Raw genomic sequence first — 24723 nt, forward strand, 5'->3', positions numbered from 1 at the left:
CCCGACCGGCATCTCAAACGCGCTCTCAGCACGGCAAGACCGCTCTTGCGGGCCAGAAATATATCTCATAGCGTGTACCGCATCACGTACTTCTGGAGGCGCCATGACCCTCTCCACGCGCAAGCGATCTCGTGTTCTCATCCCAGTGGCCCTTGCTCTTCTCGCGACCGTGAGCGCCTGCGGAGGCGGCGGTGACGCCAAGAAGCCGGCCTCCGATGTGGCTGCCAACGACAGCCTGCGAACCCTCGTACCCAGCGACGTCGCCGCCCGCGGCGTGATCGAGGTCGCGGGTTCGGCGGACTTCCCGCCCGACAACTTCCTCGACACCAATGAGAAGGACGTGATCGGCTACAACGCCGAAATGCTCGACGCGATCGCGGCCAAGCTCGGATTGAAGATCAATTTCACCCGGACGAAGTTCACGGGCGTGATCACCGGAATCGAGGCCGGCCGCTTCGACGCGGGAATCAGCTTCCTGGACACGAAGGAACGCCAGAAGGCGGTCGACATCCTCGACACCTACCGCGTCTCCCAGTCCTTCATCACGCGCAGCGACTACCAGGGCGACCCGATCCCGTGCGGCAAGCGGGTCGGCGTCGGAGCCGGCAGCGCCGAAGCATTGATCATCGAGGACCTGTCCAAGAAGGAATGCGTGGATGCGGGCAAGCCGGCGATCGAGCCCGCGACCTACCCGAGCAATCCGCAGGCGGTCGTCGCGTTGACCAGTCAGCGTGTCGACGCGGTGTTCGCCTCGACGGCACCGGCCGCCTATGCGGTCAAGCAGGCCGGCAGTGCGCTCAAGCTGTTCGGGGACCCGCGCATGGCCGGTGGCTACACCGGAATCGCGGTCGCCAAGAACAAGCCGGAGCTGCGCGACGCGATGAAGGCCGCGCTGCAGGAGCTGATGGACGACGGTACCTACATGAAGATCCTCGAGAAGTGGAACGTCCAGGGCATCGCTTCTGACAAAGCCGTCATCAACGCCGGCACCAACTAGGAGTCCACGCAATGGACAGCCAACCCGGCACGCAGCCTGACGGGGCTTCCCTTCCGGTGATCGCGGTCGTCGCGGGTCCCACCGCGACAATCCTCAACACGCCGCCCATGGGCGCCGATCCCGCCGCGCTGGTTCCGCAGCGCCTGGGCGAGGACGTCTCCATCGAGGTCGTCGGCCACAGCGGCCACCCGATCGACGAGCATCTCAACAGCGCGTCGGGCGACGGCCTGCGGAAGGTCACGCTGGCTCGGGGGCAGCTCGTGGCGCTGCCACTGCCGGAGGGCGCGGGTCCCGCCGCACAAAGCTTCTTCCCGTCGGCCGAGCGGCTGTACGAAGAGCTGGACGCCCTCTGGACCGACGAGGCGGGCCACACCGGCGCGCTCGGCAGGCTGGCGCGGTACCGGCACTTCCGCGCCGGCCCGCCGGCCGGATACACCAGCGGCGAAGCGCCGGAGGTCCTCGGCGTCGACTACTTTCCTTACGGCGCCTGGGAGAGCCGCGCCGAGCCCGACATCGGCACGCTCATGACCATCACCAACAAGGTCCAGGAGATCGTCGGTGCCGCCGAGGTCGCCGGGGTGCAATGGCTCGAGGGCAGCCCGGTGATCGAGGAGACGTTGTACTGGCTCGGCCTGCTCATCGACACCGCCAAGCCCATCGTCGGTCAGGTCGCTCAGCGGCTGCATCGCTCGATCGGATCGGACGGCGGGCAGAACCTTGTCGACGGCGTGCGGTACATCGTCTCGGAAGCTTGGAACCTGGACGGTCGCGGAGACGCGGTGGGTGCCGTCCTGGTCGCCGACGGCGTTGTCCGCACGGCGCGGGGAGCCTACAAGGTGGCCGGCCGTCCCGGCGGGTACGCCGGCGGCGGCCCGGTGGCCACCTGCACCACCCGTTGGCCGATCCGGCTGGAGTATCGGCCGCTGCGGCGGCACACCCGCAACTCGGCCGTGCGCATCTCCGCGCTGCCCCGCGAGGTCCGCGCGCTGGACGGCGCCGGTGGTAGCCGGCCCGTCCGGGTGACGGACAGCAGCGGCCGCCTCGACCCCGAGGTGCTTCCGGTCGTCGACATCGTCGTGTACGGCAGGTACGGCATCGCGGGCGGCGCGTGCGGCTGTGCGGACCTCGGCGTCAAGGACGCCGTGTCGCACAACGTCGAGCGGCACGGCCTCGCCGGCTTCGTGCTGGAGGGCATCGCCCCCAACGGATGGGCCAGCCGCGCGGTCGAGTCATCCCTGTCGGCCGCCGTGTACTCGGGGTTTCCCGTTGTCTGGTGCGGCCGCGGCCGGCCGGAGGACCCGGTCGGCAGAACGCCCGCGCCGTTCGTCGCGGGCAGCAACCTCAGCGCCACGAAGGCCAGGATGCTGCTGCTCGCCTGCCTGCTCAAGTTCGGCGCGGCGCCCGCGGCGGAGGACCCGAACCGGCCCACCGCCGCCGAGCAGCGGGCCACCGCCGCGTACATCCGATCCCTGCAAGAGGTCTTTGACACTCACTGAACGGAGGCACACATGATGCGGCCGAAGCACTTCGATCCGGTCGAGGCCGAGCTGGCCGACGAGCCGGAACGCTTTGCCGGGGCGGTCTCCCGGAAGGACCTCTACCGTCACGGCGAAGAGGCCGGCACCGACGTCACCGGGGTCTACTTCGCGCCCGGGGCGCGCACCCTGCCCCACATCCACAGCGTCGACCAGGTCCTCTACGCCGTCAGCGGCCGGGGTGCGGTGTCCGTCGAAGGGGAGGTCCACGAGCTCCTGCCCGGCGACTGGATGGTGATCCCGGCGCACGCCCACCATTGGCACGGCTCCATCAGCGAGGAGGAGAGCTTCACCCAGATGGCCCTGAAGGCAGGTGGTACGACCCGGTGGCTCCAGGCCGACGACGAGTGGCACCGGCATGAGTAGTGCTACGACCGATCGGCGGGAACTCGGGTCGGCGGCGCCGGACACGTTGCGCGTAGTCAAGCAGCGCCACCCCTGGCGCTGGGTCTCGGTCGTGATCGCGCTGCTGCTCGTGGTCCGCATGGTGGTCTCGATGATCACCAACGATGCGTACCGCTGGGACGTCTTCGCCCAGTACATGTTCAGCGAGGCGATCCTCAGCGGACTCCTGCTGACCCTGGAAGTGACCGCCATGGCGATGGCGCTGGGCATCGTGCTCGGGGTCGTCATCGCCGTGTGCAGGATGTCGCGGAACCCGATCCTGTCGAGCTTCGCCTGGTTCTACACGTGGATCTTCCGGGGCACACCGACCCTGGTGCAGCTCATCTTCTTCTACAACCTCAGCGCGTTGTACCCGAAGGTGACGCTGGGCATCCCGTTCGGTCCCGACCTGCACAGCTGGCCGACCAACGCACTGATCTCGGCGATGGTCGCGGGCGTGCTGGGGCTCGGCCTCAACGAGGCGGCCTACATGTCCGAGATCGTCCGCGGGGGTCTGCTGTCCATCGACAGGGGGCAGACCGAGGCCGCCATGGGCCTGGGCATGACGCCCTGGCAGACGTTCCGCCGGATCGTGCTGCCGCAGGCCGTCCGGGTCATCATCCCGCCGACCTTCAACAACATCATCGGGATGCTGAAGTACTCGTCACTGGTCAGCGTGTTGTCGCTCGGCGACCTGCTGTACGTCTCGGAGCAGATCTTCTCCCGGAACTTCCAGCCGATCCCGCTGCTGCTCGCCGCCTCGACGTGGTACCTCCTCTGCACCTCGATTCTCATGGTGGGGCAGATCTACATCGAACGGATCTTCGGCAAGGGTGTCGCTCGCCCCGGGGCGACGCGTATCGGCCGTGTGCTCGCCGGCGGTCGCATGGTGCGGAAGGTGGTGCGAGGATGACGCCCCTTGTCGCGATCCGCGGTGTGCGCAAGTCGTACGGCGCCAACGAAGTGCTCAAGTCGGTGGACCTCGACGTCGACAAGGGGGAGGTGGTCTGCCTGATCGGACGGTCGGGCTCCGGCAAGACCACGCTGCTGCGCTGCATCAACCACCTGGAATCCGTCGACTCGGGCATCATCAAGGTCGACGACGAGTACGTCGGCTACCGGGAGTCGCACGGCACGCTCGTCGAGCTCTCCGAGCGCAAGGCGGCGGTGAACCGGCGGCACATCGGCATCGTGTTCCAGCAGTTCAACCTCTTCCCGCACATGACGGTGCTGGAGAATGTCATCGAGGGCCCCCTTCGAGTGCTCAAGCGCAGGCGCGCCGACACCGTCGCGCTCGCGGTCGACCTCCTCGAGCGGGTCGGCATGGCGCACAAGCGCGACGCGTACCCACGGCAGCTCTCGGGCGGCCAGCAGCAGCGGGTGGCGATCGCGAGGGCGCTGGCCATGCGCCCGAAGCTGATCCTCTTCGACGAGCCGACGTCAGCGCTCGACCCCGAACTGGTGGGGGAGGTGCTCGACGTCATGCGGGATCTGGCGGCCGACGGGATGACCATGATCGTGGTCACGCACGAGTTGCGGTTCGCCGAGGAAGTCGCGAACCGGATCGTGTTCATGGAGGACGGCCGCATCGTCGAGTCGGGCGCCCCGAGCCGGCTGCTCCGCGATCCGCAGGCCGACGGCCTCAAGGCGTTCCTGTCCAGGTCGGGCTTCGCGAACTAGCCATCGGTCTTTTCGTGATCAAGTCGGCGTCGCCCGTGTGCGATATATCGAATATGGAGGAGTGATGAAGCCCAGAAGCGCCCACTATGACGCCGTGATCGTCGGCGGGGGCCACAACGGTCTTGTCGCCGGCTTCTACCTGGCCGCCGCCGGTCGCCGGGTCCTGATCGTCGAGCAGCGCGCCCAGGCCGGCGGACTCTGCGCGCCGGTGGAGTTCTTCCCCGGGTACCGCGGCACGATCACCAACACGCCGAGCGCACTGGAGCCCCGGATCTTCGAGGACATGCAGCTCGAGCACTTCGGGGTGACGTTCGACCGGCCCGATCCGACCATGGTGTTCCCGCTCGCGGACGGGCGTTCGTTCAAGGGCTGGCGGGACCGGAAGCGGACCGAGGCCGACCTGCACGCGCTGGCCCCCAAGGACGTCGATGCCTACTTCGGGGTCATCGAGTTCTTCAACGACTTCGCGCGCAAGCTCGGCGTGTCGGTCTTCGACGATCCGCCGAGCCTCGCGGAGCTGGCCGCATCGATGCGCACACCGGACGACGAGGCGGCGTTCGCCGAGGTGTTCTTCGGCAGCATCCAGGACTTCCTGGACCGGCGCCTGTCGAGCCCGCATCTCAAAGCACTGCTGGCGAGCCTGTCCATGAGCGCGGGCAACGTCGCGCCCTCGACCCCCGGGTCACCGATCGGGCTTCTGCGCCGCCCGCTGTCGCTGGTGAGCGGGAACACGACGGCCGACGATCCGCGCCGCCACATGGTCCGCGGCTCGACCGGCCTGCCCCGGGGTGGCATGGGGACGATCGCCGAGGCCATGCGCGCGGCGGCGGAGGCGCGGGGCGTGGAGATCTGCCTCGAGACCCGGGTCGAGCGCATCCTGACGGCCGGGGAGCGGGCGACCGGCGTCGTGCTCTCCTCCGGGGACGAGGTGACGGCCCAGACCGTCCTGTCCAACATCAACCCCAAGACCACGCTGCTGAGCCTGCTGGACAACGCGGCGCTCATCCCGACCGGCCTCGCCGACCGGCTGCGCGACCTGCGCATGGCCGGTGGGGCGTTCAAGCTCGTCCTGGCGCTCGACGGCATTCCCATCCATCGGTCCGCCACCTCCGACGAGGAGGCGCGGCAGCTGGCGGCCTGTCAGTACCGCTACTCGCCGACCGTCGAATACCTCGAAGAGGCGTACGACGACTACAAGTACGGCCACCCGTCGAGGCGCCCCAAACTGCTGGGGCTGACCCCCTCGGTCGTCGACCCCAGCCTCGCTCCACCGGGACGGCACCTGATGAGCGTCAACGTCTGGTACGCGCCCTACCGCCTCGCCTCCGGAACGTGGGACGACGAGACGAAGGACAAGTTCGCGGCCAACTGCATCGACACCATCGAGGAGTTCATCCCGAACATCAAGGACATCATCGTCGACCAGAGAACCTTCAGCCCCGTCGACTTCGAGCGCGAGTACGGGCTTGTGGAGGGCCACCAGCTGCACGGCGACATGACGCCACTCGGGATGTTCGGCAACCGCCCGACCCCCGGCCTCGCCCGCTACCGCACGCCGGTGCAGGGGCTGTATCTGTGCGGCTCGGGGGTCTGGCCCGGCGGAACGGTGACGGGCATCCCGGGCTACAACGCCGCCGCTCGGGTCCTTCGCGACACCTCCGGGACGCAGGACGATGTCTCGACCCCAGACGTTCCGTCGGCCGGGTGATCCGATGAAGACCATCGACCTGGCAACCGGTGTGCCGGACATCGAATCCCCGCGGTCGGCGGCAGCCGCGGCCGTCGACGCGATCGGCCGCGGCGACACCAGGTACGTCGGCGCGTCGGGCATCGCACCGCTGAGGGAAGCCATCAGCCGGTCCATGCACGAGCGCGGCCTCGCCTACGACCCCTCGCAGATCATGGTGGCCGCCGGGGCCAAGCTGAGCGTGTTCTGCGTGCTCAGCGCGCTGGTCAAGCCCGGCTCCAACGTCGTGGTGCCGGTCCCGCACTACGGGGGCTACCGCGGTCAGGTCGAGCAGCTGGGCGGTCGGCTCGTCGGCCTCACGACGACGTCGGACACGGGCTACAAGCTCACCGGGACCCAGCTGCGCGACGCCCTGGACGACGAGACGAGCGTGGTACTGCTCAACTCGCCGGCCAATCCCAGCGGCGCGGTGTACACCGCCGATGAGCTCGCCGCCCTTGCCGACGTGGTGGTCAACCACAGCTCGGCGATGGTGCTGAGCGACGAGATCTACTCCCGCTTCGTGTACGACGGGCGGGCCGCGCACAGTATCGGCTCGCTGGGACCCGAGATCCTTGCCCGGACGGTCACCATCGACGGTGTCTCCAAGGCCTACGGCATGACCGGCTGGCGGGTCGGCTATGCCGCGGGGCCGAAGGCCGTCATCGACGTGGCCCGGCGGGTGCACGCATCGCTGTGCAACTGCGCCTCCTCGATCAGCCAATGGGCGGCCTGGGGCGCGCTCACCGGCACGCCGCAGAACCATCACGACGTCCGGCGGCACCAGGAGCTCCGGGACCTCTCGCACGCCGTGGCCGGCCGGTGGCGCGGTATCCGGACGGTCAGGCCGTCCGGCGCCATCTATCAGCTGATCGAGCTCGTCCCGGAGGAGCTCGGCATCGCCCCCGGCGAGGAGCTGTCCTTCTTCGAGGCATGGGCCTCCCGGGCCCGCGTCTCGATCGCGCACAACGGCCGGTTCGGGGACCGGGTCTTCGGCCGGCTCACCTTCTCGATACCGCGGCACGACCTGGAGGAGGGACTCGGCAGATTGTCGGCCACCCTCGAGGAACTCGCCGATACCAACCAGCTGTCGTTTGGGAAAGGAACAATGCAATGAACCGGTACTTCACCGACGAGGAGTACGGCGCGCGGCTGGCTGCGGTGCGGGCGGACATGGCCGAGCGGGACATGGACGCGCTGCTGGTCACCGGACCGGAGAACATCACGTATCTCACCGGCTACACGACGCCCGGTTACCACATCTTCCAGTGCCTCATCGTGCCGGCCGAGGGCGACATCCGGTTCGTGGTGCGCAACACCGAACGCGTCAACGTCCCCGACCTGCCGTGGATCTCGGACACGGTGCCGATCGAGGTGCAGGCCCTGACCGATCCGATCCCCACCCTGCTGTCGGCGATCAAGCAGGCGGGACTCGCGGGAAAGCGCAACGGCGTGGACCGGCGCAGCCTGTTCCTTCCTCCGCTGTACTACGACCAGCTGCGCGGCGAGCTGCACGACCTCATCGACGCGTCCGGCCTGGTGGAACGCCACCGCGCTCGCAAGTCGGCCGCGGAGATCGCACTGATCCAGCGGGCGACCGGGCTCGCCGAGGGCTCGATCACCGCCGGGCTCGAGAGTCTTCGCGCCGCCGCGACCGACAGCGACGTCGCGGCCGCCGTGCTCGCCAGCCTCGCACGCAGTGGCAGCGAGTACACCGGCTCGCCGGCCTACATCGTTCCGGGCGTCAGCTCGCTCGTGACCCACTCGACGCATGCCCAGCGACCGATCAGCGACCAGGAGCCGCTGCGGATGGAGGTCTGCGCGTCGAAGGGCCGGTATCACGGGGTCCTGACCCGCACCGTGACGCGGGGGGAGCCGACCGCGCAGATCAGGGACATCGTCGCGCTCTCGGCGGCCGCCGGCGAGGCCATGCGCGCCGCCGCCCGGCCGGGGGTGACGATCGGCGAGGTCGACAGGGCCGGGCGATCCCTGGTGGAGGCGGAGTTCCCGGCCGCGTACTGGCCGAATCGCGGCGGTTACAGCATGGGCATCTCCTACCCGCCGGGGCTCGGCGAAGGCGACGTCCTCGACATTCGCGCCGGCGATCCCCGCCCGATCGAGGTCGGCATGGTCTTCCATCTGCTGCCGACGCTCAGGGTCCCGGGCCTGGGCGCAGTCGGCTGCACGGACATCCTGGCCGTCGAGGAAGATGGAACGAGATTCTTGACCACCCTGCCTCGGACAGTCTTGTCGGCGGCGCAATGACGTACCAGATCTCGCTCCAGGGTCACGGAAAGGGACGAACAGTGAAGGTTGACGATTCCTCGCCGGGGATTGTTCCGCTGGCAAGGCACCAGAACCTCACAGTCCGCACGGCAGCGCTGCTCCGAGAGGCGATCGTCGACGGCACCCTCGCCCCGGGCATGGACCTCAAGATCCCGCAAATCGCGAAGCTCTGCGGGGTGAGCGCCACCCCGGTCCGGGAGGCCCTCATCCATCTGACCGAAGCGGGCCTGGTCTCGGTGCACCCCCAGGGCATCCGGATCGCCACCCCGTCGAAGCCGGCGCTGGCGGAGGCGTTCGAGGTACGTGAATGCCTCGAGGGGATGACCGCGAGGCTGGCGGCGCAGCGGCGCTCCGACGAGCAGTCCGGCTCGATCCTCGAGCTGGCGAACCGCAGCCTCGAAGCGGCCGACAACCGAGAGGCAAACGAGTTCCGGGCTCTCGACGCCCAGTTCCACCTCGCGATCGTCAGCGCTGCGCGCTCCAGCCACCTCGAGCGGTACGCCCGGAATGCGCTTGACCTCGCTCAGACGCTGCGCAACATCAGGCCCGTGCAGCGAGGCTTCAAGGCGGCGTCGGCGCACCTGCACGTCACGGTCGCCGAGGCAATCGCCAACCACGACCCGGACGGCGCCGAGACCGCGATGCGCGCGCACGTACGCGAAGTCCTGGGACACATTCTCGAAGAGGACGACCCCGGCCGTGAGTAGCGTCCGGGATCGCACGTCGAACACCTGGGTGATCGCGGGCCGCATCAACGGCAACCGGGTCGGCGGCAGCACCCGCATGCTGCACGGCCCGACCGGGGACCCGGTCGCACACGTATCACTCTGCGGCATCCAGGACGTCGACGCGGCCGTCGAGGCCGCCGCCGACGCGCAGCACGCCTGGCGGCGCACTCCCGCACCGCGTCGCGGCGAAGTCCTCAGCCGCGCCGCGGCGCTGCTCGGGCAGCGCCGCGCCGAGTTCGCGACCGCCATCACGCTCGAGGAAGGCAAGACGCTCCGGGAGGCCGGGGCCGAGGTCGACCGCGCCATCGACTATCTCTCCTTCTTCGGCGCCGAAGGGTGGCGCCTCGCGGGCCAGGAATTCGCCAACCTGGAACCGAACCTGCGAATCACCTCGCGGCGGGAGCCGCTGGGAGTCGTCGGGCTGATCACCCCATGGAACTTCCCCCTCGCGATCCCCGCCTGGAAGATCGGACCGGCGCTGGTCGCCGGCAACGCCGTCATTCTCAAGCCCGCCCTCGAAGCGCCGGGCCCGAGTGTGCTCCTCGCCGAGCTGCTCGAGTCAGCCGGACTGCCTCCGGGTGTGCTCAACGTCCTTGTCGGCGACGGCGGCACGATCGGAGCCGCCGTCGCCGCCCACCCGGGCATTCACGCCATCAGCTTCACCGGTTCCACGGAGGTCGGCCGGCGCATCGCCGCGGTGTGCGGTCAGCGCATGGCTCGCGTCCAACTGGAGCTGGGTGGATCGAACGCCACCGTGGTCCTGGACGACGCGGACCCTGACTCGGCCGCGGACGTGATCGCCCGCAGCGCGTTCGGCCTGACCGGCCAGGCCTGCACCGCCACCAGCCGGGTCTACTGCACCCCGGGCATCGCGTCGTCTCTCGTGGAGGCGCTGGTCGCCCGGGCCCGCTCGCTCCGCATCGGCGACGGCACGGACCCGTCGGCGGATGTCGGCCCGCTCGTGAGCACGGCCGCTCACGCTCGGGTCGCGGGCATCGTCGACAGCGCCGTGCGGGAAGGGGCAGTCCGGCATGGTCCGGGAGCCGCGGCCCCGCCCTTCTTCGAGCCCACGGTCCTCACCAACCTTCCACCCGGCGCGCACATCTTGCAGACGGAAGTGTTCGGCCCGGTGGTCGCGGTCGTGGAGGTCTCCTCCCTCGAGGAGGCGATAACGTGCGTCAACGCCAGCCGGTACGGCCTGGTTGCCAGCATCCTGACGAACTCGCTGTCCGCGGCGCAGACCTTCACCGACGAGGTCCGGGCCGGCACGGTCAAGGTGAACGAGACGACCACCGGAAATCAGCCGAACGTGCCCTTCGGCGGGCTGAAGGACTCATCCAACGCGGCGTTCAAGGAACAGGGATCAGTCGCCCTGGACTTCTACACGGTGTCCAAGTCGGTCTACGTCCGATGGTGAGGTGAAAGGCCCTTCGGGTTGCCTCCCCGGGACCGCGTTCGTTGCCACCGGCCGGCGCGAGCGGTCTCGGGGTCCTCGTCGGGGGCATACCGGGACGACGCCTACATCTCGGCCAGAATCTTCGCCTTCGCCTGTTCGTACTCGGCCGGCGTCAGCGCACCGGAGTCCCGCAGGGACTGCAGCATGGTCAACCTGACGAGCGGGTCCGTCGCCGGAGCCGGCTGCGCGGTGCCGGGCCCGGCCGTGAGCAACTGCCCGTCGTTGATCGTGACCAGCGCGCCGAACGGCCGATCCGCCGGACCAGCGTTGCCAATGGGGTGCGGCGCCGCGTCAGGCGCCGGCTGCCGGAACCACAGGCCCAGGATGAAGCTCGCGAGGCTGCCGATGATGGCCAGGGGCAGGATGAGCGCCCATGTGCCGGTCCCCGGTGGGCACGGCCGGGCAGAGACGTAGTTGCCCCCGGACGCGCAGGATCCGCCCCGGATCAGTTGGAAGAGCGCGAAGAGCGCGACGCCCAGGCAGACGACGCCGAGCAGGACGGCGATCGTGGAACGGACTCGATGCATCACGGTGCGACCGTACAGATCAAGGCGTTCCATCCGAGTCGTTGCGTACGGAATGCGACCCATCACGACCTCCCCGCGTCGGAGTGCCGATAGTGCTTGACGGCTTCCTCCGCAGAGGTCAGGTTTGTCGAGCTCCTCCGCAATGAGCTGATCATGTTGGTGTGACGGGCCGTTCGGGCCGGTTGGTGGCCTGGGCAGGTTGCGCCATGACGGAGATCGATCGCAGGCGGGTACTCAAAGGCGCGGCCGCGACCGCGGTGCGCTCGGCACTGGTGCAGGTGGCCGGAACCGCGGCGCAGGCATCGCCCGCGACGGCGCTCGGCAACGTCCACGCCGTCGACGGCGCCACCGGCGTCACGGTAGGTGTCGCGGATCGTCACCAGTGGGCGGTCGTCTGTGAGCAGTGTGAGGATGTCCAGCGCGCGTTGGACGCTGCGGACGCCCCGCGACTCACCCATTGTGGTCCAAACGTGCCGACGGGCGGATTGGTCCCCCCGGAATTCTCACCGGTCTTGTGGAGGCGCCTCGGGTCGGTCCACGGTTCGTCCATCAAGCGGATCAAGTGAACCATCTGGCGGACCGGATGGGGCGTGGTGTGAAGCGACGAATATGGGTCGCCGACTCGGGTACCAGTCCCACCGCCGCATTCTGCGGCGGCCTGGTCCATCAGTCGTACGCGTTCACGTCCAACGCCTGCAAGATCGGCATCTGCTGACCGACCGACAAGGAGCGACCATGTCCACCACCGACCAGACTCTCCCCGCCCCCCAACCTCCGCGCCGGCAGTGGAGTGCGCCCCACGTCGAATGCCTGGAGACCCGGCCGGAGGTCTCCGCCTACTCCGGTGCAGGGGATCCGTGGCTCCGGCAGTCGCGCTGAGCCGGGAGGCGTTCGCCGAGGCCCTCAGGGGCCTCGGCCCGCTCTACTGGGACCGGCACCGCTTCCATCTCCGCCTCCACGACGGGCGCTGCAGCCCGGACGAGATCCGGTCGTGGGTGGCGAACCGCTGGTACTACCAGCGGTGCCTGGCGCAGAAGAACGCGGCGGTCGTGTCACGCTGCCCGCTGCCGGAGGTTCGGCGCAAGTGGCTGCCGCGGGTGACCTTCCACGACGGCACGCATGAGGGCGAGGGCGGGCTGGCCGAGTGGCTCGTCCTTGCCGAGGCGGTGGGGCTTTCCCGGGAGGAGGTCGTCGATGAACGGCATGTGCTGCGCGGCGTGCGGTTCGCCGTGGACGGGTACGTGCAGTTCTGCATGACCCGGCCCTGGATCGAAGGCGTTGCCGCGGCGTTGACCGAACTGTTCTCACCCGAACTCATGACCGAGCGGGTGCACGCCTGGCAGCGACACTACGACTGGATCAAACCGGACGGCCTCACCTACTTCGAGACGAGGATTCCCGTGGCCCGCTCCGAGAGCGCCGACACCCTCGAACTCGTCCTCACCCACTGCACCGGCGCCGAGCAGCAACACGCGGCGCTCGCCGCGCTGCGCTTCAAGTGTGATGTCCTCGGCGCGATGCTCGACGCCATCGACTACGCGGCGATGACCACATGACCACAACCGCCCCGCGGCCGGTGGAGCGGCCCGGGCTCAACCGCGGCGTCCGTCTTGTTCGGGACCCGGTGCGGTCGCAGCACGCCCTGCTCTATCCGGAGGGCGTGCTGTTGCTCGACACGGTCGCTGCCGATGTCGTCCAGGCGTGTGACGGCCGCCGCGATCTCGCCGGGATCGTGGAGGTGCTGGCGCGCGAGTACACCGGCGTCGACGCCGGTGACGTCGAGCGGCTTCTCGCCGACCTGACGAGCAGAAGACTGCTGGCTTCCGGGCCTACCCGGTGTGAACGTCCCGGCGGCGCCCTGGCGGGCGGCGCCGCCGGGGCAACCCGGTGGAGCAGCGCCCACCCGCGACCGACCGGCCTGCTCGCCGAACTCACCTACCGGTGCCCCCTGCGGTGCCCGTACTGCTCCAACCCGCTCGAGCTCGCCGCCTACCGCGAGGAGCTGACCACCGGGCAGTGGTGCGACGTGCTCGAGCAGGCGCGCGCCGCCGGTGTGCTGCAGGTCCACCTGTCCGGCGGCGAGCCGCTGCTGCGCCGGGACCTGGCGGAGCTGGTGGGCCGCGCGAACCGCCTCGGCATGTACACGAATCTGGTCACCAGCGGCATCCCGCTCACCGATGACCTGCTGTCCGCGCTGCTGGCCGAGGGCCTCGACCACCTGCAGCTGTCGTTGCAGGACGACCGGCCGGCCGCCGCCGACCAGGTCGCCGGCGGCAGCTTCCACGCCCGCAAGCTCGGGGCGGCGGCGCTGATCCGCGAGTCGGGGATCCCGTTCTCGGTCAACGTGGTCCTGCACGCGGGCAACCTTGCCCGGGTGGAGGAGATCGCCGAACTGGCGATCGGGCTCGGTGCCGATCGGCTGGAGCTCGCACACACCCAGTTCTACGGCTGGGGGCTGCGTAACCGCGCCGCGCTCATGCCCACACGCGCCCAGGCCGACGCCGCGGCGGTCGCGGCCGCGGCGGTCCACGACCGTCACGGTGACCGTGTCGAGATCGTCTATGTCGAGCCCGACTACCACACCGGATACCCGAAGCCGTGCATGAACGGCTGGGCCAGCCGCCAGCTCGTCGTCGCACCCAACGGTGACGCCCTGCCCTGTCTCGCCGCGGGGCAGCTGCCGGGCATCGAGATTCCGTCGGTCCGGGCCATGGCTGTGGCCGACATCTGGCAGCACGCGCCACTGTTCAACGCATTCCGCGGTACCGAATGGATGTCCGAGCCGTGCCAGAGCTGTGCGCTGCGCGACATCGACCACGGTGGCTGCCGGTGCCAGGCGTTCCAACTGACCGGCGACCCCGCCGCCACGGATCCGGCCTGCCGCTGGTCCCCGCACCACGATGCCGTGCTCGCCGCCGCCGGCGGCGGTGACGCGGGGCCCCGACCACTGGCCGTTCCCCGGCGGCAACGGTGAAGGTGCGCATCCTGGGCAGCGCGGCCGGCGGCGGCCTTCCGCAATGGAACTGCGCCTGCACCGGCTGCACGGCGGCGCGCCGCAGCGGGTCGCACCGCACGCAGGACGGTGTCGCCGTCACCGGAGACGGCATCGCCTGGTACCTGGTCAACGCCTCACCCGACATCCGCACCCAACTGCTCGCCGCCGGGGACGTCGAACCCGGGCCGGGCCCGCGGGACACCCCGATCCGCGGGGTCCTGCTGACCACGGCCGAGATCGACCATACGGCAGGCCTGCTCAGCCTGCGTGAGGCGAACCGGCTCACCCTGTACGCCACGGGCACCGTTCTCGGCGCGCTGCAAACGTCGCTGCCGGTGATCCCGGTGCTGCGCCGCTACACCGACCTTCGGCTCCATGAGCTCCCGATCGGCGAGCCGCTCAGCCTCGACGGCGGCCTCACGGTCCGAACCGCGATCGTCGGCGCCAAGCGACCCCGCTACGCCGGCCACGACACCGGCGACGACTGGGTCTGCGCCCTGCGTATCACGGACGACCGGACCGGGCGGGTGTTCCTCTACGCCAGTTGCCTACCGCAGTGGACCGATGCCTTCGACGACTTCCTGCAAGGCTGCGATGCCGCGCTGCTGGACGGCACGTTCCTCACGGGGGACGAGATGGCCCGTGAGACCGGGCTGACCAGGACCCCGCGGGAGATGGGGCACCTGCCGATCGTCGAGGCGCTCCCGGCCCTTCGGCGCCACCGCGGCGTGCGGGTGCTGTTCGGCCACCTCAACAACACCAACCCTGCCGCGCGCGCCGGCGCGGACGCCCCTGCCGAGATGGCGGCGGACGGCCAGACGATCGAGTGGTGAGCCCTCACCCGCCGGTGAGCAGATGGGACACGATCATGTCGCCGAGCAGCCGCCGGTAGTGCTCCCGGCGGGCCGGGTCGACCGGATCCCGGCCGAAGATCGCGTTGAGGGTGTACCGGTTGGCGATCCGGAAGAAGGTCGTCGCGGAAGATGCCCTCCGCCCTTCCGCGCTTCAGGATCTGCTCGACCGTACGCAAGGCCGGGAAGGCTGGACGCGGGTCAAACCGTGCGCAGGAAGTCGTCCAGCACGTCCAGGCCGCTGTACAGGGACGCGATCGGCACGCGTTCGTCGACGCCGTGCATGCCGGCCGGCGTACGGCCGTCGGGATCCTCGCCGAGCGGGGCGAAGCCGAAGCCCGCCATCCCCAGCTCGGCGAACGGCTTGGCGTCGGTGCCGCCGCCCATGCAGAACGGGACGATCACGCCGTCCGGGTCGTGGCGCAGGACCGAGGCGGCCATCGCGTCGTACCAGGCGTTGTCCCAGCCGGCGCCGATCGCGGGGCGGTAGGACAGGAATGACCGGGTGACGGACGGTCCCAGCAGCTCGTCGATGATGGCGAGCTGTTCGTCCTCGGTGCCGGGCAGCGAGCGTACATCGATCTCGGCGTGCGCCTCGCCCGGCACCACGTTGAACTTGTAGCCGGCGTCGAGCACGGTGACGTTCGTCGAGCAGCGCAGCGACGGCTCGACGTACTCGCGCAGCGGCCCGATCCGGTCGAGGACGGCCTCGACGCCCTCGTCGGAGGAGAGGTCGGCGTCGAGGCCGAGGGTCCGCACGGCGGTGTCGAGCAGCCGGCGCACCGGTGGCGTCAGCGTCAGCGGCCACCGGTGTGCCGCGATCCGGGCCAGGCCGGTGACCAGGTGGGCGACGGGGTTGTCCGGGTTGGGGCGTGACCCGTGGCCCTCCGTGCCGGTCGCGCGGACCCGCATGTGGAGGGAGCCACGCTCGGCGACGGCGATCGGGTAGAACCGCCGTACAGTCCCGTCGGGCGCCCGCACCGGCACGGCCCGCCCGCCCGACTCGCCGACGGCGGCGGTGACCCCGGCGAAGAGCTCGGGCCGGTTGCGTACCAGCCACTCGGCTCCGAGGGCGCCGTCCTCCTCCTCGTCCGCGACGAAGGCGAACACCACGTCCCGTCGTGGGACGGTCGCGTCGGCCGCCCACCGCAGCAGGGTGGCGAGCATCATCGCGACGGTGTCCTTCATGTCGGTCGCGCCGCGGCCCCAGACGTACCCGTCCGCCACCCGGCCCTCGAACGGCGCCACCGTCCACCGCTCCGGCTCGGCGGGGACGACGTCGAGATGCCCGTGGACGAGCAGGCCGGGCAGCGACCGGTCGGCGCCGGGGACCCGCAGGACGACGTTGGCCCGGGTCGGCTCGGACTCGATGATCTCGGGGTCGTACCCCGCCCCGCGCAGGAGGCCGGCGACGTACTCGGCCGCGGCCAGCTCGCCCTTGCTGCCCGCCCTGCCGTAGTTGGTGGTGTCGATCGCGATGAGATCGGAGCAGATCGTCACGACGTCCGGGTGGTCTGTCATCGTTCTCCTGCCTGGGGTGGGTAGGTGATCAGGTAGCCGTGCCGCCGGTCGAAGGCGGCGATCTCGGCGCCGCGGGCCAGGGCCCCGGCCAGCACGTCGCGGACGTGGGCGCGCCAGGCCCGCGCGAGGCCCGGGTTCTCGACCCGGACCCGCTCGATGTCCTCGGGAACCGGGACGAAGGCGGGCCCGCCGGTCCACGGCGCCGCCCGCAGCGCGTCGCCGCGAACCGTGATCAGCGGCGGATGGTCGCCCCCGGGCGGCTCGACGGCGGCGGGGGAGAGCAGGTCCCACTCGACGAACAGCCGGTCGCTGGCCTCGCCGCGGTTGAGCCCGTCGTGCATCGGGCCGTAGAAGTCGGGCAGGTAAGCCGTCGCCCGGGCGCCGAGTTTGACCAGATTGAAGTACGCGTTGCGGCGGACCAGGGGGTCGAACGTCCAGGTGATCGAGCCGATGTCGTGGCGCAGTGCCCAGTCGCGCTGGTGGCGTTTGAGCAGATAGCCGACCTGCTGGGCGCGGTACTTCACCTCGACCCCCGTGATGTGGCTGTGCAGGGATCCGTTGTGCGGCGCGAGGAACCCGACCGCGGCGCCGGCCAGGTGCTCCCCGACGAACGCGACGGCGACGTAGTTGCCGGTCATGCTGAAGGCGCGCAGCAACGCGACGGTGATCTGGCTGGAGTCGGGCCCGCCGTCCCAGACCCGGTTGAGGAGGGCGGCGATCGCCTCGAAGTCGGCGAGCCCGGCCGCCTCGCGGGCCGACACCCCGTGCTGCGGCGTCATCGCGGGGCCTCGGCGAGCAGGTCGTCGAGCAGCGCCGTCAGCAGGGCGAGGCGGTCGCCGAGCCGGGCCACGTCGACCCACTCGTGGCGGGCGTGCGCCCCGCCGCCCACCGCGCCCAGGCCGTCCAGGGTCGGCACCCCGGCGGCGGCCGTGAGGTTGCCGTCCGATCCGCCGCCGACCGCGACACCGGTGAGCGGGCCGATGCCCAGCCGATCCGCCACGGCGCGGGCCCGCTCGAACAGCCCGGCCGTCATCGTGGCCTCGAGCGGTGGGCGGTCGATGCCACCCGCCACCTCGACGGTGACGCCACCGTTCGCCGGCGTCAGGCCGCGGATCGCGGTGTCGACCCGCCGCAGCTCCTCGGCGGTCCGGGCGCGGACGTCGATCGTCAGCGTGGCCCGGTCCGGCACGGTGTTGACGGCCGTACCGGCGCGAGCCATCGTCGGCGTCACGCTGGTCCCCGCCGCGTCGTCGGCCAGCGCGGCGACGGCGCCGACGGCGGCAGCCAGCCCGACCAGCGCGTTCGCGCCCAGGTGCGGTTCCAGGCCGGCGTGGGCCGCGCGCCCGGCGAAGGTCAGCTCGTAGTGGGCGCGGCCCTTGCGCTCGGTCTTCAGGGCGCCGGAGTCGTCGCCGGCCTCCAGCACCAGGACCGCGGCGCAGCCCCTGGCCTCGTCCTCGATCAGCCCGCGGGAGGTCGGGGAGCCGAGCTCCTCGTCGCCGGTGACCAGCAACGTGATACCGCACGGGTCGTCGAGCGAGGCGATGGCGTGGAAGGCCAGGGCGAGGCCCACCTTCATGTCCAGGCACCCGGGCCCGCGGATCCGGTCGCCGGCCGTGAAGGGGATCGTGTCGATCGTGCCCAGGGGCCAGACGGTGTCGTGGTGCCCCAGCACGAGCACGTGGGGCGGTTCCGTTCCCCACCGCCAGCGCAGGTGGGTGCGGCCGGCGGTGACGATCGGCTCGGCGGGGCGGCCCAGGATCTCCTCGCCGACCCGCGCGACGCGCTCGGCGCTGCGGGCGACCGCGGCGAGGTCGGTGGAGGGTGACTCGCAGCGGATCATCCGGGCCGACGCCGCGACGACGTCGGCGACCCGGGAGCGGGAGCCGGCGGACGGTGCGTTCATGGGGTGTTTTCCTCCGGCGCGTTGGACGGCGCCGCCAAGGTTTCATCCGGCGTGGTGGCGACTCTTGTGGCCCGACATGAAAGGCGGCCCCGAGGTTGGGTGTCCGACACCGACGGCGGCCGTCTGCGCCGGTTTAGCCTGCTCAACGGCACGGGTCGCGACGGGCGGCCCGCGTGTTCAGGAGGACCAGGTGACGGAACGCGTGACGGACGTGGTCGTCGTGCCGGTCGGGACCGGTGGGGCGGTGCCGGCCCCGGTCGCCGGCTTCCTCGCGCAGGCCGGCGTCGATGTCGACGTGCGCGCGATCGGGGCTCGCCTCGGCCCGGCCGAGCCCGGCGACGTCGCCCGGGTCCCCGTCCTCGACGGCCCCGACCTCGTCTGCGTGAGCGTCGGCGATCCCCGGCCGGGTCTGGCGTTCGACCACGTGCGGGCGGCCGCGATGGCGGCGGCCCGGCGCTGCGGATCCGCGCCGGGGGTGCTCGACGCGATCGGGTGCTGGGACGCCGACCCGCACTGCGCGGTCGCTGCGGCGGAGGGCTGGACCCTCGGTACGTACCGGTACCGCCCCGACTGGACCGTCGCCGACCTGCTCGCCCGGCTTGACCCCGGCCCGCATCGGCACGGGGGACCGGAGCAGGCCGTGCGGGAAGGGATCGCGCTCGGCGCGGCCGCCAACCTCGCCCGGGACCTGATCAACACGCCGCCCGGCCAACTCGTCCCGGCGCGGCTGGCGACCGTGTGCCAGGAGCTCGGCGAGGCGCTCGGGTTCGAGGTACGCGTACACGACGCCGCCACGCTGGCGCGCGAGCGATTCGGCGGCATCGCCGGCGTGGGCCGCGGGAGCGTGCATCCGCCGTGCCTGATCGAGCTGCGGCGCGGAGGCGACGGCCCGCACACCGCGCTCGTCGGCAAGGGCATCACCTTCGACGCGGGCGGCCTGTCGCTCAAGTCCAACCGGGGCATGCTCACCATGAAGGCGGACATGGCCGGCGCCGCCGCCGTTCTCGGCGCCCTCGTCGCGCTGGCCCGCCTGGGCTGCGACGCGCCGGTGCGGGCCTACCTGCCGTGCGCCGAGAACATGCCGGGCCCGGACGCGGTCCGGATCGGGGACGTCCTGCGTCATCGCGGTGGCCGGACCGTCGAGGTGACCAACGCCGACTGCGAGGGACGGCTCGTGGTCGCGGACGCGATGGCGTACGCCGCGGAGGCCGGCCCGGCCGCGATCGTCGACCTGGCGACGCTGACCTCGGTCACCGGCCTCGGCCCCGACATGTGGGCCGGCTTCGGCACCGACGACGCCCTGCTGGCGCGGGTGCTGGCGGCCGGCGCCGCGGCCGGGGAGCCCGGCTGGGCGATGCCGATGTGGGAGCCTTACCGGGCCACCCTCGCCTCCGACGTGGCGGACACCCGCAACTTCGACCCGGACGCGCCCCAGCCGTACGGCGCCATCACCGCGGCGCTGTACCTCGAGCCGTTCGCGTCCGGCGTGCCGTGGGCGCACCTCGACCTCGGGCTCACGGTGATGCGCCCGGCCGCCGACGCCCGGTGGGCCGCGGGCGCCAACGGCCGCGGGGTGCGCCTGCTCACCCGGTACCTGACCGCCGGTACGCCGGAACCGCAGGAGGAAGCATGAGCATCGTGGACGGTCCCTGGTTCGACGACCTCGCCGTCGGCGACACCTTCACCGCGCCGGCCGTCACGCTGGATGCCGGGCTCCAGGCCCAGCACCGGGCGATCCTCGGTGACCGGCTCCGGCTCTGCCTCGACGAGACGCTCGCCGAGCGGGTCACCGGGCGTGCCGGCCTCGCGCATCCCGGCGTGGTCTGGGACGTGGCGGTCGGCCAGTCGAGCGTCGTGACCCGCCAGGTGGTGGCGAACCTCTTCTACCGGGGGCTGCGGCCGCGGGCGACGCCGTACCTCGGCGACACCCTCGCCACCTCGACCGAGGTCGTCGCGCTGCGCCGGGTCCGGTCCCGGCCCGACCGGCCCGAGCGCGGCAAGGCGGTGCTGCACATCGTGACCCGGGACCAGACCGGACGCGTCATCCTCGCGTTCGACCGGTGCGCGCTGCTGCCCTGCCGCGACGGGACCGGGCCGGCCCCGGAGGCGGGCCCCGACGTGCACGGCCTCTTCGCCGCACCGTCCGTGCCGGACGTGGCGGCGGCCCCCGACTGGCTCGAGCCGTGGTCGCTCGAGCCGCTGGCGCCCTCGTCCGGCGGTCCGCTCGCGGCCGGCGACACCTTCGAGCTGGCGGCCGGCGACGTCGTCTCGAGCGCGCCGGAGCTGGCGCGGCTCACCGTCAACGTCGCGGCGGTGCACCACGATGCGGAGGCTGCCGGCGGCCGCCGGCTCGTCTACGGCGGCCACACGATCGGGCTCGCGCTCGGCCAGACCTGCCGGATGGTCCCGGGCCTGGTGACCGTGACCGAGTGGTTCGCCTGCGACCACGTCGCGCCCGTCTTCGAAGGCGACACGGTGCGCAGCCGCGTCACGGTGCGGGGCGTCACGCCCTACCGGGACGGCACCGCGATCGCCGTGCTCAACACCCAGGCGTCGGTGGCCGGCCGCGGAGCCGTCCTCGACTGGACCTTCGCGGCGCTGATCGCATGAGTATCGCGCCGGGCCCGGCCTGGCTTTTCGTCCCGGGCGACCGCCCGGAGCGTTTCGCGAGGGCCGCGAGCGCCGCCGACCAGGTCATCTGCGATCTGGAGGACGCCGTGGCGCCGAACGCCAAGCCGGCGGCCCGGGACCACGTCGCGGGCTGGCTCGCCGCCGGCGGATCGGCCTGGGTCCGGGTGAACCCGGCAGGATCACCGTGGCATGCGGACGACCTGCGCGCGCTGGTGGGCCGCGCGGGCCTGCGGGGCGTGGTGGTGCCCAAGGCCGAGTCGGCAGCGGACCTGCGAGGCGTGCGCGACCTGCTCCAGGTGCCGGTGGCGGCCCTCGTGGAGTCCGCCGCCGGCGTCGAGCGAGTCGCCGGGATGCTCGCCGTCGAAGGGGTGGAGCGGCTCATGCTGGGCACTGTCGACCTCGCCCTCGATCTCGGCTGCGAGCAGGAGTCCGACGTCGTCCGGCAGGTCCGCGGCCGGCTGGCGCTGGCGTCCCGCGCGGCCGGGCGGCCCGCGCCGGTGGACGGGGTGAGCATGGCGCTGCGGGACTACGACGCAACCTTCGCCGACGCCGGGCGGGCGCGCCGCGAGGGCTACGCGGGCAAGCTCGCGGTCCACCCGGTTCAGGCCGGCGCGATCCGGGCCGCCTTCGCGCCGTCGCCGCGGGAGGAGTCCTGGGCGCGCGAGGTGATCGCGGCGGCCGGGCAGGGTGCGGTCGCCGTCGGGGGCGTCATGGTCGATGCCCCGGTCGTCGAGCGCGCGCGCCGGATTCTGGCCGGCGCGGCCATCGATGAGAAAAGGGGAACTGGGGACTGAGATGGCGCACTTCGAGAGCGACGTCCTGTGGAACCCGGCGTGGTCGGCCCTCGACGGCTGGGCCGAACGGCCTCCGGACGTGATCGAGCACTTTCACCGATCGATCCCGGGATTCGCCGAGTCCGCCCTGGTGGCGGCGCCGGCGATCGCCGAGCAGGTCGGCGTCGGGCACGTGTTCGTCAAGCACGAGGCCGAGCGCCTCGGCCTACCGTCGTTCAAGGTCATCGGCGCGAGCTGGGCCGTCGGCGTGGCGATCGCCGACCACGTCGGCCGCGCGCCCTTCCCGGCGTTCGACGCGCTCGCCGAGGCGGCCGGCGCCCTGCGCGCCTCGATCGTCCTGTCGACCGCCACGGACGGCAACCACGGCCGCGCCGTCGCGTCCCTGGCGCGCCGGCTGGGCCTGAGCAGCCGGATCTTCGTGCCCGAGGACATGGCCGAGGCGCGCGTCGAGGCGATCCGCGGCGAGGGCGCCGAGGTCGAGGTGGTTGCCGGATCGTACGACGACGCCGTTCGCCGATCGGCCCAGAGCGCGCAGCGGGACCGGCCCGACGGCCGGCGCGAGCTGCTCGTCTCGGACACGTCCTGGCCCGGGTACACCCGGATCCCCGAGGCCGTGGTCGCCGGCTACTCGACGATCTTCGCCGAGACCCGGCGGCAGCTCGCCGCGGCACTCGGCGCTGACGCGTCGATCGACCTGGCGCTCGTCCCGGTGGGCGTGGGCGCGTTCGCCTCGGCCGCGGTCCGCAGCCTTGCGAGCGGGTCGTGCAGCGTCGTCACAGCCGAGCCGGCGGCGGCCGACTGCCTGTGGCAGTCCCTGGCGGCCCGGGAACGGGTGACGGTGCCGGGACCGCACGAGTCGACGATGGCGGGGCTCAACTGCGGCGAGGTCTCGCCGGTGGCCTGGCCGGTCCTGCAGCGGGGCGTCCGCGCCGCCACCCGGCTCTCCGACCTCGAGGTGGCCGTGGCCGTCCGGGACCTCGCCGAGATCGGCGTCGCGACCAGCGAGAGCGGCGCGGCCGGCCTGGCCGGTCTGCGGCGGCTGCGGCTCGACTCGCGGGCGGGCTCGCTGCTGCGGCCCAGTTCCACGCTCGTCCTCTTCGACACCGAGGGGGTCACCGATCCGGCCGGATACGAGGCGCTCCTGTCGTCGACGGCGCGGGGTCGTACCAAGGAAGGGGCTGTTCATGTCGCAGGTCGATGAGCTGATCGCGTACCTCTGCGAAGCCGTTCCCCGCGAGGCGAGGTCGCGTGGGATTCCGGGGGTCGCCGTCGGGTTGTGCGATGCCGACGGCATCCTGTGGGCCGAGGGATTCGGCAGCGGCATCGGCGTGCACACCATGTTCAGCGTCCAGTCGACGTCGAAGCTGGTCACCGCGACCGGCGTGCTGCTGGCCGTGCAGGAGGGCCTGGTCGACCTCGACGAGCCGATCCTGCGCCACCTGCCGGCCTTCACCGTGCACAGCGACTTCGAGGAGCGGCCCGAGCGCCGGATCACCCTGCGCCACCTGCTTACCCACACCGCGGGCTTCACCCACGAGGCGCCGGTCGGGTCCAACTACGAGGTCGGCGACGCCACGTTCGAGGAGCACCTCGCCAGCATCCCCGAGACCTGGCTGCGGTTCCCCGTCGGCCACCACCACGAGTACTCCAACCTCGGGATCGACCTCGCCGGCCAGGTGGTCGCCACCGCCGCCGGGGAGACGTTCGCCGAGTTCATGCGCGGGCGGCTGTTCGAGCCGCTCGGTCTGACCCGGTCGACGTTCGACTTCGGCACCTTCGACGGCGACGAGGACAGGGCGATCGGGCACTCCCGCACGTTCGCCCGCGCGGGCCGCGACGTGCCGCGGCGGGTGCCGATGGTGCCGTCGGGCGGTCTCTACACCAGCGTGGCGGATGTGCTGCGCTACCTGCGATTCCAGTTGCGCGAGGGCGACGGCGTCCTGCGTCCCGAGCTGGCCCGCCAACACGTGGAGTTCCCGAGGCTGACCGAGGAACAGATCCAGGGGTACGGGCTGGGGCTCTACGTCGACCGCTGGGCGCCCGGGGTCCGGGTGCTGCACCACGGCGGGTCCGGCTTCGGCTTCCTCTGCCAGGTGTTCTGGCTGCCGGAGCTCGGCATCGGCGGCGCGGTGCTCACCAACTCCGTCGACCACGACCTGCAGAACGAGCTGGCGGCCGACATCGTCCGGCGGCTCGCGGACGGCCACGGCTCGCAGGCCGCCCCGGCCCCGGTGGCGGCTTGGCCGCACCCGCAGGACGCCGCCGGCCGGTACGTCGGGCGCCTTGGCGACGTGCGGGACATCGTCGCCCGCGACGGCGAGCTTCACGGCGTCGAGCGCGGGTCGGTGTTCCTGCGCGACGCGGCCGGACACGTCCGCTACCTGCTCGACGCCGCCACCGGCGATGTCCGGTACCGGACCGTCGTGCCCGAGCTCGGTCCGTCGAGGCTCGAACCCGGTCTGGCCGGTGACTACGAGTCCCGTGTCGGCGAGGTGCCGATGGCGCCGTACCGCCTGCGGCAGGACGGGGACCGCGCCGTGATCGACCTGCCCCGCCGGGGCTCCCTCGACGACCCGATCACCCTGCAGCTCACCGCCGTCGCCCCGGGCCGCTACCTGTCCGCGACCGGCGAGGTGCTGACGGCCGGCGACGCCGGACCGGCCTACGCCAATATCCCCCTGACCCGGACCGAGGACTGAGGTGACCCCG

General features: G+C 71.6%; 23 protein-coding genes and 1 pseudogene. 19 read left to right on the forward strand and 5 right to left on the reverse strand.

The genetic code is table 11. The features are described from left to right. Window positions 1–103: 103 nt before the first annotated feature. The 10 genes from AC6JBM_RS13575 to AC6JBM_RS13620 all read left to right on the forward strand — a co-directional run bounded on the left by AC6JBM_RS13575 (window position 104) and on the right by AC6JBM_RS13620 (window position 10753). Window positions 104–997, forward strand: a complete 894-nt coding sequence (locus tag AC6JBM_RS13575) for an ABC transporter substrate-binding protein (protein ID WP_497983961.1) — start codon at window positions 104–106, stop codon at window positions 995–997. Window positions 998–1008: 11 nt separating this feature from the next. Next, a complete protein-coding gene (locus tag AC6JBM_RS13580) occupies window positions 1009–2493 on the forward strand; it encodes an asparaginase domain-containing protein (protein WP_497983962.1) in 1485 nt (494 codons plus the stop codon). Between the two features lie 12 nt (window positions 2494–2505). Beyond that, window positions 2506–2898 (forward strand): cupin domain-containing protein, encoded by a 393-nt coding sequence (locus tag AC6JBM_RS13585; protein WP_350625112.1) that lies wholly within the window; start codon window positions 2506–2508, stop codon window positions 2896–2898. Then, entirely contained in the window at window positions 2891–3829 is a 939-nt protein-coding gene (locus AC6JBM_RS13590; RefSeq protein ID WP_497983963.1) for an amino acid ABC transporter permease, read from the forward strand. Before AC6JBM_RS13585 ends, AC6JBM_RS13590 begins: the two co-directional genes overlap by 8 nt. Then, window positions 3826–4596 carry an amino acid ABC transporter ATP-binding protein gene (locus AC6JBM_RS13595; RefSeq protein WP_497983964.1) on the forward strand — a complete coding sequence of 257 codons (771 nt, stop codon included), beginning with the start codon at window positions 3826–3828 and terminating at the stop codon, window positions 4594–4596. The genes AC6JBM_RS13590 and AC6JBM_RS13595 overlap by 4 nt, the downstream gene beginning before the upstream one ends. Before the next feature lie 64 nt (window positions 4597–4660). Then, complete coding sequence (locus AC6JBM_RS13600) at window positions 4661–6304, forward strand: phytoene desaturase family protein (RefSeq protein WP_497983965.1); 1644 nt, start codon at window positions 4661–4663, stop codon at window positions 6302–6304. A gap of 4 nt (window positions 6305–6308) precedes the next feature. After that, the gene (locus tag AC6JBM_RS13605; RefSeq protein WP_497983966.1) at window positions 6309–7439 is read left to right on the forward strand and encodes an aminotransferase class I/II-fold pyridoxal phosphate-dependent enzyme; all 1131 of its coding nucleotides are present in this window, start codon (window positions 6309–6311) and stop codon (window positions 7437–7439) included. After that, on the forward strand, window positions 7436–8587 hold the full coding sequence (locus tag AC6JBM_RS13610) for a M24 family metallopeptidase (RefSeq protein WP_497983967.1): 1152 nt from the start codon (window positions 7436–7438) through the stop codon (window positions 8585–8587). The genes AC6JBM_RS13605 and AC6JBM_RS13610 overlap by 4 nt, the downstream gene beginning before the upstream one ends. Window positions 8588–8628: 41 nt before the next feature. Then, window positions 8629–9315 carry a GntR family transcriptional regulator gene (locus AC6JBM_RS13615; protein ID WP_497983968.1) on the forward strand — a complete coding sequence of 229 codons (687 nt, stop codon included), beginning with the start codon at window positions 8629–8631 and terminating at the stop codon, window positions 9313–9315. Further along, window positions 9308–10753: an aldehyde dehydrogenase family protein gene (locus AC6JBM_RS13620; protein ID WP_497983969.1), complete on the forward strand. Its 1446-nt coding sequence runs from the start codon at window positions 9308–9310 to the stop codon at window positions 10751–10753. Before AC6JBM_RS13615 ends, AC6JBM_RS13620 begins: the two co-directional genes overlap by 8 nt. 101 nt (window positions 10754–10854) lie before the next feature. On the opposite strand, the gene AC6JBM_RS13625 is transcribed toward AC6JBM_RS13620, so the two are convergent. Further along, window positions 10855–11352, reverse strand: coding sequence for an SHOCT domain-containing protein (locus AC6JBM_RS13625; RefSeq protein ID WP_497983970.1), 498 nt, complete (start codon window positions 11350–11352; stop codon window positions 10855–10857). 173 nt (window positions 11353–11525) lie between these two features. On the opposite strand from AC6JBM_RS13625, the gene AC6JBM_RS13630 reads away from it, so the two are divergent. The 4 genes from AC6JBM_RS13630 (at window position 11526) to pqqB (ending at window position 15147) form a co-directional block, all read left to right on the forward strand. After that, the gene (locus AC6JBM_RS13630; protein WP_497983971.1) at window positions 11526–11885 is read left to right on the forward strand and encodes a hypothetical protein; all 360 of its coding nucleotides are present in this window, start codon (window positions 11526–11528) and stop codon (window positions 11883–11885) included. A 291-nt stretch (window positions 11886–12176) separates the two neighbouring features. Further along, window positions 12177–12875: a pyrroloquinoline-quinone synthase PqqC gene (gene pqqC / locus AC6JBM_RS13635; RefSeq protein WP_497983972.1), complete on the forward strand. Its 699-nt coding sequence runs from the start codon at window positions 12177–12179 to the stop codon at window positions 12873–12875. Then, window positions 12872–14293, forward strand: coding sequence for a pyrroloquinoline quinone biosynthesis protein PqqE (gene pqqE, locus AC6JBM_RS13640; protein WP_497983973.1), 1422 nt, complete (start codon window positions 12872–12874; stop codon window positions 14291–14293). Before pqqC ends, pqqE begins: the two co-directional genes overlap by 4 nt. Next, entirely contained in the window at window positions 14290–15147 is an 858-nt protein-coding gene (gene pqqB, locus AC6JBM_RS13645) for a pyrroloquinoline quinone biosynthesis protein PqqB (protein ID WP_497983974.1), read from the forward strand. The genes pqqE and pqqB overlap by 4 nt, the downstream gene beginning before the upstream one ends. 4 nt (window positions 15148–15151) lie before the next feature. Here pqqB and AC6JBM_RS13650 read toward each other — a convergent pair. From AC6JBM_RS13650 to AC6JBM_RS13665, 4 genes and pseudogenes are all read right to left on the reverse strand, one after another. Further along, a pseudogene (locus AC6JBM_RS13650) lies at window positions 15152–15283 on the reverse strand (TetR/AcrR family transcriptional regulator); the annotation flags it as partial. Window positions 15284–15366: 83 nt separating this feature from the next. Beyond that, entirely contained in the window at window positions 15367–16686 is a 1320-nt protein-coding gene (locus AC6JBM_RS13655) for a M20/M25/M40 family metallo-hydrolase (RefSeq protein ID WP_497983975.1), read from the reverse strand. Beyond that, the gene (locus tag AC6JBM_RS13660) at window positions 16683–17465 is read right to left on the reverse strand and encodes a GNAT family N-acetyltransferase (RefSeq protein WP_497983976.1); all 783 of its coding nucleotides are present in this window, start codon (window positions 17463–17465) and stop codon (window positions 16683–16685) included. Before AC6JBM_RS13660 ends, AC6JBM_RS13655 begins: the two co-directional genes overlap by 4 nt. Continuing rightward, window positions 17462–18589 (reverse strand): M20/M25/M40 family metallo-hydrolase, encoded by a 1128-nt coding sequence (locus AC6JBM_RS13665; RefSeq protein ID WP_497983977.1) that lies wholly within the window; start codon window positions 18587–18589, stop codon window positions 17462–17464. Before AC6JBM_RS13665 ends, AC6JBM_RS13660 begins: the two co-directional genes overlap by 4 nt. A 190-nt stretch (window positions 18590–18779) precedes the next feature. On the opposite strand from AC6JBM_RS13665, the gene AC6JBM_RS13670 reads away from it, so the two are divergent. From AC6JBM_RS13670 to AC6JBM_RS13690, 5 genes are read left to right on the forward strand one after another with little or no spacing between them, the layout of a single operon-like run. Further along, on the forward strand, window positions 18780–20222 hold the full coding sequence (locus tag AC6JBM_RS13670) for a leucyl aminopeptidase family protein (RefSeq protein WP_497983978.1): 1443 nt from the start codon (window positions 18780–18782) through the stop codon (window positions 20220–20222). After that, a complete protein-coding gene (locus AC6JBM_RS13675; protein ID WP_497983979.1) occupies window positions 20219–21199 on the forward strand; it encodes a MaoC family dehydratase in 981 nt (326 codons plus the stop codon). Before AC6JBM_RS13670 ends, AC6JBM_RS13675 begins: the two co-directional genes overlap by 4 nt. Beyond that, window positions 21196–22014 carry an HpcH/HpaI aldolase/citrate lyase family protein gene (locus AC6JBM_RS13680; protein WP_497983980.1) on the forward strand — a complete coding sequence of 273 codons (819 nt, stop codon included), beginning with the start codon at window positions 21196–21198 and terminating at the stop codon, window positions 22012–22014. Before AC6JBM_RS13675 ends, AC6JBM_RS13680 begins: the two co-directional genes overlap by 4 nt. Window position 22015: 1 nt before the next feature. Continuing rightward, entirely contained in the window at window positions 22016–23215 is a 1200-nt protein-coding gene (locus AC6JBM_RS13685; RefSeq protein ID WP_497983981.1) for a diaminopropionate ammonia-lyase, read from the forward strand. Further along, window positions 23199–24713 (forward strand): serine hydrolase domain-containing protein, encoded by a 1515-nt coding sequence (locus AC6JBM_RS13690; protein WP_497983982.1) that lies wholly within the window; start codon window positions 23199–23201, stop codon window positions 24711–24713. The genes AC6JBM_RS13685 and AC6JBM_RS13690 overlap by 17 nt, the downstream gene beginning before the upstream one ends. Window positions 24714–24723: the final 10 nt, after the last annotated feature.

It is taken from the genome of Dactylosporangium thailandense (assembly GCF_059739745.1).